Source organism: Streptomyces sp. NPDC089915, assembly GCF_040684675.1.
In the GTDB taxonomy this organism is placed as follows: Bacteria; Actinomycetota; Actinomycetes; order Streptomycetales; family Streptomycetaceae; genus Streptomyces.
Genome location: NZ_JBFBGN010000040.1, coordinates 45,775 through 53,439, shown reverse-complemented (window position 1 = coordinate 53,439; position 7,665 = coordinate 45,775). Strand labels below are relative to the sequence as shown.

Genomic DNA, 7,665 nt, shown 5'->3' with positions numbered 1-7,665 from the left:
GCCCCGGATCTGGTCGACGGCGTGCGGCAGGATCCGCGCCAGCACCGCGAGGCCGTCCTTGACCCCGCCCGTGGAGCCGGAGGGTCGAACGCCGGCGGGGCTGGGAGGGGCCGGGGCGCGGCGGGGCCGGGTGGGCGGGCCGGTGGGTGCGGCGGGGCCGGGTGGGGTGGGTTCTGAGAGACTGTGGGCGATGAACGAGACACCGATGCGCGTGTACGCCGAGATCGATCTTGACGCGGTACGGGCGAACGTGCGCGCACTGCGCGCACGGGCGCCCCGGTCCGCACTGATGGCCGTCGTCAAGTCGAACGCCTACGGGCACGGCGCCGTCCCGTGCGCCCGTGCGGCCCAGGAGGCCGGGGCCGAATGGCTCGGCACCGCCACCCCCGAGGAGGCGCTGGAGCTGCGCGCCGCCGGGATCCAGGGGCGGATCATGTGCTGGCTGTGGACCCCCGGCGGTCCCTGGCGGGAGGCCGTCGAGGCCGACATCGACGTCTCCGTCAGCGGCATGTGGGCGCTGGACGAGGTCCGCGCGGCCGCCCGCGCGGCCGGCCGTACCGCCCGGATCCAGCTCAAGGCCGACACCGGCCTCGGCCGCAACGGCTGCCAGCCCGCCGACTGGGCCGAACTCGTCGGCGCGGCCGTCGCCGCGCAGGCCGAGGGCACCGTCCAGGTCACCGGCGTCTGGTCGCACTTCGCCTGCGCCGACGAGCCCGGCCACCCCTCGATCCGGCTCCAGCTCGACGCCTTCCGCGACATGCTGGCCTACGCGGAGAAGGAGGGCGTCGACCCCGAGGTCCGGCACATCGCCAACTCGCCCGCGACGCTCACCCTCCCCGAGACCCACTTCGACCTCGTCCGCACCGGACTGGCCGTCTACGGCGTCTCGCCGTCCCCCGAGCTCGGCACCCCCGCCCAGCTCGGCCTGCGGCCCGCGATGACCCTGCGGGCCTCCCTCGCGCTGGTCAAGACCGTCCCCGCCGGCCACGGCGTGAGCTACGGCCACCACTACGTCACCGAGTCCGAGACGCACCTCGCGCTCGTCCCCGCCGGCTACGCCGACGGCATCCCGCGCAACGCCTCCGGCCGCGGGCCCGTGCTCGTCGCCGGGAAGATCCGGCGGGCCGCCGGCCGGATCGCCATGGACCAGTTCGTCGTGGACCTCGGCGACGACCTCGCCGAGGCGGGCGACGAGGCCGTCATCCTCGGCGACGCCGAGCGCGGCGAGCCGACCGCCGAGGACTGGGCTCAAGCGGCGCATACGATCGCGTATGAGATCGTCACCCGTATCGGAGGTCGGGTGCCCCGGGTCTACCTCGGCGGCTGAGGCTGAGTGAGGACGGCGACGTCGTGAGCGGGATCGGGTCGTGAGCGAGAACTGGCGCAAGGCCGGCTGGGCCGGCGCCGCCATCGGTGTCATAGCCGCGGGCGCCGCGGCCGGTGTCGCCGTCGAGCGGATCACCGTGGGCCGGGGCATCCGCCGCAAGGCGCGCCTCGCGCTGGACGCCGCCGGGGACTACGGCTCCCTGCGCGGCACCGAGGGCACCTGCCGGGCCGAGGACGGCACCGAGCTCCACTACGAGGTCGACGACGTCGACGGACCGGACCAGGCCTCCCCGGGCGGCGGCAGGCGCAGGCCGCGCCGCAAGGGCCCCGCCCCGGCCACCGTCGTCTTCTGCCACGGCTACTGCCTCAGTCAGGACTCCTGGCACTTCCAGCGCGCCGCCCTGCGCGGAGTCGTCCGCTCCGTCTACTGGGACCAGCGCAGCCACGGCCGCAGCGCCCGCGGCCTCGCCCAGGCCGACGGCGAGCCCGTCACCATCGAGCAGCTCGGCCGCGACCTCAAGGCCGTCATCGACGCGGCCGCGCCCGAGGGCCCGCTCGTCCTCGTCGGCCACTCCATGGGCGGCATGACCGTCATGGCCCTCGCCGAGCAGTTCCCCGAGCTGGTGCGCGAGCGGGTGCTCGGGGTGGCCCTGGTCGGCACGTCCAGCGGGCGGCTCGACGAGGTGACGTACGGGCTGCCGTCCATCGGGCAGGGCGCCGTGCGCCGCATCCTGCCGGGCGTGCTCAAGGCCCTCGGCTCCCAGGTGGAGCTGGTGGAGCGGGGTCGCCGGGCCACCGCCGACCTCTTCGCCGGCATGATCAAGCTCTACTCGTTCGGCTCCCGCGAGGTGGACCCGGGCGTCGCGCGCTTCGCCGAGCGGCTGATCGAGGCCACCCCGATCGACGTGGTCGCCGAGTTCTACCCGGCCTTCCAGACCCACGACAAGAGCGCCGCCCTCCAGCGGTTCGCCGACCTGCCGGTCACCGTCGTCGCCGGGGACCGGGACATGATCACCCCGGCCGCCCACAGCGTGGCGATCAAGGAGCAGCTCCCGGCCGCCGAGCTGGTGGTCCTGGAGGAGACCGGGCACCTGATGATGCTGGAGCGCCCCGAGATCGTGACGGGGCTGCTCACCGGGCTGCTGGCCCGCGCCGGAGCCGTCCCCGCACCGACTAACGTTGGGGCGCATGGAAGACGTACAGCGGGAAGCGCCGCGCAGCCCGGCCGCTGAGGCCCTGGCCGAGGCCGCCGCCGAGACCCTGATCACCGTCGACTCGCCCGCCTCCATGCAGGAGCTGGGCCGCCGGATCGCCGGCCTGCTGCGCCCCGGCGACCTGGTCCTGCTGACCGGTGAGCTCGGCGCGGGCAAGACCACCCTGACCCGGGGGCTGGGGGAGGGGCTGGGCGTGCGCGGGGCCGTGACCTCGCCGACCTTCGTGATCGCCCGGGTGCACCCGTCCCTGGGCGACGGGCCGCCGCTGGTGCACGTGGACGCGTACCGGCTCGGCGGCGGGCTGGACGAGATGGAGGACCTGGACCTCGACGTCTCGCTGCCCGAGTCCGTGGTCGTCGTGGAGTGGGGCGACGGCAAGGTCGAGGAGCTCTCCGACGACCGGCTGCACGTGGTCATCGGCCGTGCGGTCGGCCACGAGGAGGTCATGGACGACGTCCGCGAGGTCGCGCTGCGCGGAGTCGGCGCGCGGTGGGCGCAGGCCGGGCCGGAGCTGGCGGGGCTGTACCCGGGCGCGTAGCGGGGCCGGTGTGCCACCGGTCCGGCCGATTCACCCACGAGGTACCGACAACTCGTCGGGAAAACGTTGCGCCGGTGCGGGCCCGCGTGATGACATGGTACCGAGCGCTGGTTAGGTGTACCTAAGTTCGGCGTCCCGGGGTCCCAGGAGGCAGCCATGTCGGCAGCAGGAGCAGAGCGAGCGCCCGTCGTGTCCATGCGGGCCCTGCTCGCGGCGGGCGTGGCCGCCACCGCGGTGTCCACGCCGCCCGCACGCTCGGAACCCGGCCCCCGGGACCCCGCCGCCGAGGACGCGCCGGACGCGGAACAGGCCGCCTCCGCGGAGCCGGAAGCGGCCTGAAACCTCGCGGGAGACCGCGCGCGGTCCTCCGTACGGGTGAAAAATCTGCCCGGGAGCCCGGGAAGCCCTACTGGACGACGACGATCTTCGAGTTGTAGAGCGCGAACGCCCACATGGCGTCCCCGTCCGCACGAGACATCCGGATGCCGCCCGTCTTCTTCGCCGGGTCAGGCTGCGGCAGCGCGCCGTCCGCGCGGGCGCTGAACCCGATCGCGATGCCCTCGGTGCTGTTGGCGAACCGGACGACGTGCTCGATCGGCACCCCGTCCGAGCCGGTGACCGTGCCCGCCCGCGAGTTGACGAGGTAGGAGCCCGGGGCCGGGTGCACCGTGCTCGGCACCACCGTGAAGGTCTTCGGCTCCTTGCCGTCCTCCGTGACCAGCCAGACCCGCTTCTGCGACACCGAGTACACCACCCGCTGCCCGCTGCCCGACTCGGCCGGCAGCACCGCCGGCTTCGCCGCCTCCTGCTGCGCCGGAGGCTGGTTCTGCGGGTTCGCCGGGGCCTGCGCGGCGGGCTTCGCGGGGTGCGCGGGGGCGGTCGCGTGCGCCTGGTAGCCGAGGAAGCCGATGGCGGCGATCGCCGCCACGGTGAGCCCGGCCACGATTCCCGAGCTGCTGCGTGCCACCTTGCTCCACCTCTCCGCGCCTGCGCGTTCCGGATCCCGCTGTCCCGCGGCGCCGTTGCTGCCCGCCGCCGCGTCGTACTCCCGGTCGAAAGGTAGCAGCCGGGCCCCGCTCCGACCGGCCGCAAGGCCCGGGGGCCGGGGAGTCGTAGGCTGTTCGCGTGCTCTTGCTCGCCGTAGATACCGCCACGCCCGCCGTCACCGTCGCCCTGCACGACGGGGAGTCCGTCCTGGCCAGGTCCCACCAGGTCGACGCCCGCCGCCACGGGGAGCTCCTGCTCCCGTCCGTGGACCGGGTCCTCGCCGATGCCGGGGTGAAGCTCGAAGCCCTCACCGGCATCGTCGTCGGCGTCGGACCCGGCCCCTACACCGGGCTGCGCGTCGGCCTCGTCACCGCCGCCTCCTTCGCCGCCGTCCTCGGCGTCCCCGTGCACGGCCTGTGCACCCTCGACGGGCTCGCGTACGCCGCGGGCGCCGCCGGGATCGAGGGCCCCTTCACCGTCGCCACCGACGCGCGGCGCAAGGAGGTCTACTGGGCGCGTTACGAGGACCCGCGCACCCGCGTCGGCGAGCCCGCCGTCGACCGCCCGGCCGACATCGCCGAGCAGGTCGCCGGCCTCCCCTCGGTCGGCCAGGGCGCCCGCCTCTACCCCGAGGTCTTCCCCGACGCCCGCGACCCCGAGCACCAGTCGGCCGCCGCCCTGGCCGCCCTGGCCGCCGAGCGCCTCGCGGCGGGCATCCCGTTCGAGAACGCCGACGGCGTGCCCCCGGCCCCCCTCTACCTGCGCCGCCCCGACGCCCAGGTGCCGAAGAACTACAAGGTGGTCACCCCGCAGTGACGGCCCCGACCGCGGTGCTCCGCGAGATGCGCTGGTGGGACATCGCACCGGTGCTGGAACTGGAGCACGAGCTCTTCCCCGAGGACGCCTGGTCGGCCGGGATGTTCTGGTCCGAGCTCGCCCACGCGCGCGGCCCGCACGCCAGCCGCCGCTACGTCGTCGCGGAAGACCCTGCCTCCGGCCGCCTGGTCGGCTACGCCGGACTCGCGGCCTCCGGCGACCTGGGCGACGTACAGACCATCGCGGCGGCCAAGGACCAGTGGGGCACCGGACTCGGCGCCCGGCTGCTCACCGAGCTGCTGCGCGCCGCGACCGACTTCGAATGCGCCGAGGTGCTGCTGGAGGTCCGGGTGGACAACACCCGCGCCCAGCGGCTCTACGAGCGCTTCGGCTTCGAGCCGATCGGCTTCCGGCGCGGCTACTACCAGCCGGGGAACGTCGACGCGCTGGTGATGCGCCTGACGGACCCGGCCCGGACGGCCGCCCCCGCCACCCCGAACACCGAGACCCCCGAACACCCTGAGAGCAGTGAGACCCATGGCTGACGAACCGCTCGTCCTCGGCATCGAGACCTCCTGCGACGAGACCGGCGTCGGCATCGTCCGCGGCACCACCCTGCTCGCCGACGCGATCGCCTCCAGCGTCGACGAGCACGCCCGCTTCGGCGGAGTCGTCCCCGAGGTCGCCTCCCGGGCCCACCTGGAGGCCATGGTCCCGACCATCGAGCGCGCCCTGAAGGAAGCCGGCGTCAGCGCCCGCGACCTCGACGGCATCGCCGTCACCGCCGGTCCCGGCCTCGCGGGCGCGCTGCTCGTCGGCGTCTCGGCCGCCAAGGCGTACGCGTACGCGCTGGGCAAGCCGCTCTACGGGGTCAACCACCTCGCCTCGCACATCTGCGTCGACCAGCTGGAGCACGGCCCGCTGCCCGAGCCGACCATGGCCCTGCTGGTCTCCGGCGGCCACTCCTCGCTGCTCCTCGCCCCGGACATCACCAGCGACGTACGGCCGCTCGGCGCGACCATCGACGACGCGGCCGGCGAGGCCTTCGACAAGATCGCCCGCGTGCTCCAGCTGGGCTTCCCCGGCGGCCCGGTCATCGACCGGCTGGCGAAGGAGGGCGACCCCAAGGCCATCCACTTCCCGCGCGGGCTCACGGGGTCGCGCGACCCCGCGTACGACTTCTCCTTCTCCGGCCTCAAGACGGCCGTGGCCCGCTGGATCGAGGCGAAGCGGAACGCGGGCGAGGAGGTGCCGGTGCGCGATGTGGCGGCGTCCTTCCAGGAGGCCGTGGTGGACGTGCTGACGCGCAAGGCGATCCGCGCCTGCAAGGACGAGGGCGTGGACCACCTGATGATCGGCGGCGGCGTGGCGGCCAACTCCCGGCTGCGTTCGCTGGCGCAGGAGCGGTGTGACGACGCGGGGATCATCCTGCGCGTGCCCCGGCCCAAGCTGTGCACCGACAACGGCGCGATGGTCGCGGCCCTGGGCGCGGAGATGGTCAAGCGGAACCGTCCGGCCTCGGACTGGGACCTGTCGGCGGACTCCTCCCTCCCGGTCACGGACCCGCACGTCCCGGGGACCTCGCACGACCACGACCACGACCACGACCACGCGCATTCGCATTCGCACGACCACGTGCACGAGCTGAGCAAGGACAACCTCTACTCGTGAACGCCGTCGTCGCGCTGATGTGGGAGGCCCGGGCCGTCGACGGCCGGGGCAACGAGCTGCTGGAGTGGGCGCGCGCCCAGGTCCTGGCCCGGGAGCCGCTGCGCCGCGAGGTGCTGCGGGCCCCGCAGGACCGGGTGCTCGTGATCACCTGGTGGGAGACCCCGGAGGGCGGCCCGCAGGCGGACCTGCCCGAGCTGCCGGAGCCCGCCGCGGACCTGATCACCCGGGCCGTGCACCGCTGGCGCTTCGAGTCCGTCGAGGTCACGCCGGGCGGCTGAGCGCGGGTCGAGGCGTGCTGCGGTGAAGCTCTACGGGCCGCCGCTAGGGTCGTGCGCATGCCTAGCCGCCGTGACCTGCCGCCCCCGCCGCCGCCCGCGCACCTGCGCGAGTGGCTGGACGAAGGCGCCGTACGGGCCGACCGCGCGCGCTTCCTCGCGGACCTGAGCCGCCGCACCCTGGGCCTGGGGCGGCTGGTCCTGCTCTGGCTGACCGCGGCGGTCTTCGCGCTCGGCTGGACCTTCGTCAGCACGGCCGTGATGACCTTCGAGTCCGGCACGGGCGCGGAGTACGCCTTCGCCGTCGTCTTCGCCCTGATGGGCCTCGCGGTGCTGGTGCCGGCCGGGCGGTACTTCGTCCGGGGCGCCCGGCAGGAGCGCCGGGTGCACCGGCTGCTGTGCGCGTGGGCCGTCGAGGACCGGGACCCCGGGGCGGACACGGGGCTGCGGGCCCCGGTGCGGATCCTGGTGTGGCTGCTGGCCTCGCTGGCCCTGGGCGCCCTCGGCCTCTGGACGGCCTTCACCTCGGCGGCGGGGGCCCGTCCGGGCACGGACACGGTGGGGCAGATCGGCTACTTCATGGGCCTGGGCATGATCCTGTGGATCACCGCCCTCCTGGGCCTCGCCAAGGCCGCCACCCACTACAGCTGGTCCCTCCGCGCCCGAAGGGCCCGGGGCGGCGCGGCGGCGCCCCTCCCGCCCACCGGCCCCACACCCCGACGGACGGCCCACACCCCGGCAAGGCCGGCGAACTCCAGCCTCGCGGGCAACTCCAGCCTCGCCGGCGTTTGAGGCGCGGGGTCCGGGGCGGAGCCCCGAAAGCCCGGGCGAAGCCCGG

10 protein-coding genes and 1 pseudogene are annotated in these 7,665 nt (G+C 74.8%); 9 read left to right on the top strand and 2 right to left on the bottom strand.

Annotated features, from left to right (window positions below; genetic code table 11):
* Window positions 1–78, bottom strand: a pseudogene (locus AB0O29_RS15220) (MogA/MoaB family molybdenum cofactor biosynthesis protein); the annotation flags it as partial.
* A gap of 112 nt (window positions 79–190) precedes the next feature.
* Between AB0O29_RS15220 and alr the strand changes: the two are divergent.
* The 4 genes from alr (at window position 191) to AB0O29_RS15200 (ending at window position 3,417) form a co-directional block, all read left to right on the top strand.
* Entirely contained in the window at window positions 191–1,327 is a 1,137-nt protein-coding gene (gene alr / locus AB0O29_RS15215; protein WP_365151679.1) for an alanine racemase, read from the top strand.
* 40 nt (window positions 1,328–1,367) lie between these two features.
* Window positions 1,368–2,558, top strand: a complete 1,191-nt coding sequence (locus AB0O29_RS15210; RefSeq protein ID WP_365151677.1) for an alpha/beta hydrolase — start codon at window positions 1,368–1,370, stop codon at window positions 2,556–2,558.
* The gene (tsaE, locus tag AB0O29_RS15205; RefSeq protein ID WP_365151675.1) at window positions 2,515–3,078 is read left to right on the top strand and encodes a tRNA (adenosine(37)-N6)-threonylcarbamoyltransferase complex ATPase subunit type 1 TsaE; all 564 of its coding nucleotides are present in this window, start codon (window positions 2,515–2,517) and stop codon (window positions 3,076–3,078) included. The genes AB0O29_RS15210 and tsaE overlap by 44 nt, the downstream gene beginning before the upstream one ends.
* A 156-nt stretch (window positions 3,079–3,234) precedes the next feature.
* Window positions 3,235–3,417 carry a hypothetical protein gene (locus AB0O29_RS15200; protein ID WP_365151673.1) on the top strand — a complete coding sequence of 61 codons (183 nt, stop codon included), beginning with the start codon at window positions 3,235–3,237 and terminating at the stop codon, window positions 3,415–3,417.
* 67 nt (window positions 3,418–3,484) lie between these two features.
* Here the strand turns inward: AB0O29_RS15200 and AB0O29_RS15195 are convergent, their stop codons facing one another.
* Window positions 3,485–4,045 carry a hypothetical protein gene (locus AB0O29_RS15195; RefSeq protein WP_365151671.1) on the bottom strand — a complete coding sequence of 187 codons (561 nt, stop codon included), beginning with the start codon at window positions 4,043–4,045 and terminating at the stop codon, window positions 3,485–3,487.
* 158 nt (window positions 4,046–4,203) lie between these two features.
* Here AB0O29_RS15195 and tsaB point away from each other — a divergent pair, with 158 nt between their 5' ends.
* Genes tsaB through AB0O29_RS15170 form a run of 5 tightly spaced genes read left to right on the top strand, consistent with a single transcriptional unit; the run spans window position 4,204 to window position 7,619 of the window.
* A complete protein-coding gene (gene tsaB / locus AB0O29_RS15190; RefSeq protein ID WP_365151669.1) occupies window positions 4,204–4,881 on the top strand; it encodes a tRNA (adenosine(37)-N6)-threonylcarbamoyltransferase complex dimerization subunit type 1 TsaB in 678 nt (225 codons plus the stop codon).
* The gene (gene rimI, locus AB0O29_RS15185; protein WP_365151667.1) at window positions 4,878–5,426 is read left to right on the top strand and encodes a ribosomal protein S18-alanine N-acetyltransferase; all 549 of its coding nucleotides are present in this window, start codon (window positions 4,878–4,880) and stop codon (window positions 5,424–5,426) included. The genes tsaB and rimI overlap by 4 nt, the downstream gene beginning before the upstream one ends.
* Window positions 5,419–6,552 (top strand): tRNA (adenosine(37)-N6)-threonylcarbamoyltransferase complex transferase subunit TsaD, encoded by a 1,134-nt coding sequence (gene tsaD / locus AB0O29_RS15180; protein WP_365151665.1) that lies wholly within the window; start codon window positions 5,419–5,421, stop codon window positions 6,550–6,552. The genes rimI and tsaD overlap by 8 nt, the downstream gene beginning before the upstream one ends.
* 17 nt (window positions 6,553–6,569) lie before the next feature.
* On the top strand, window positions 6,570–6,830 hold the full coding sequence (locus AB0O29_RS15175) for a hypothetical protein (protein ID WP_365151683.1): 261 nt from the start codon (window positions 6,570–6,572) through the stop codon (window positions 6,828–6,830).
* 57 nt (window positions 6,831–6,887) lie between these two features.
* Window positions 6,888–7,619 carry a hypothetical protein gene (locus tag AB0O29_RS15170; RefSeq protein WP_365151663.1) on the top strand — a complete coding sequence of 244 codons (732 nt, stop codon included), beginning with the start codon at window positions 6,888–6,890 and terminating at the stop codon, window positions 7,617–7,619.
* Window positions 7,620–7,665 lie beyond the last annotated feature (46 nt).